This is a genomic window from Vibrio sp. 1401 (assembly GCF_033340295.1).
This window is the reverse complement of sequence record NZ_JAWOWF010000570.1, coordinates 1-598: the sequence shown is the minus strand read 5'-3', so window position 1 is coordinate 598 and position 598 is coordinate 1. Positions and strand designations below refer to the sequence as shown.

The 598-nt window shown below is 47.5% G+C and carries 1 protein-coding gene; it reads right to left on the bottom strand.

Annotation, left to right across the window (positions count from 1 at the left end):
- Positions 1–598: response regulator (locus R7Z77_RS26880; protein WP_318137243.1), on the bottom strand; the 598-nt coding region annotated here is incomplete at both ends.

Below are 598 nucleotides of genomic sequence, written 5' to 3'. Positions count from 1 at the left end.
TTAGGAATGACGAAACCAGCAAGTTAGAGACATTTAAAATAATTTCATTATGAGGCGTAAATTCGAGCAGATACCCCAACCTTTCGCCAATTTGATTGATATCTTTCCCACGTAGGCAAACCAACGCCTCTCCGTGTATACCGCCGCCAACAAAGCGCTGCGAAACCGCTACAGAGCTATCTCGCCCAATCACGTCCACCAGCGTCATATGCAATTCACCATAGGACAATGGCCCAACATGCGGAACTGGCAACTGGATAAACTCATGCAAGTGATCAGCCATAATGGCCGCCCCTTTGCCTAGCGCAATGTTGGCAATTTCACGAAACTTGGCAAGGGATGAAAGCTCTTCTTGGCTTTGTGCAGAATTAAGCTCCATTGATGTTCGCTGTGCATAATGCAACCCAAGACGCTCGTACAGCGGGATGACTTGTTCTTCTGACAACGGCTTTGCGATAAAATCCATTGCCCCTAACTCTAGGCAGCGCTGCTTTGCTTCTTGTTGTACATCACCCGACACGATCACGATCTGAGTTGGATAATGGCTGACGGGTAAAGACTCAAGAACCTCGAAACCGTCCATAATGGGCATCGTTAA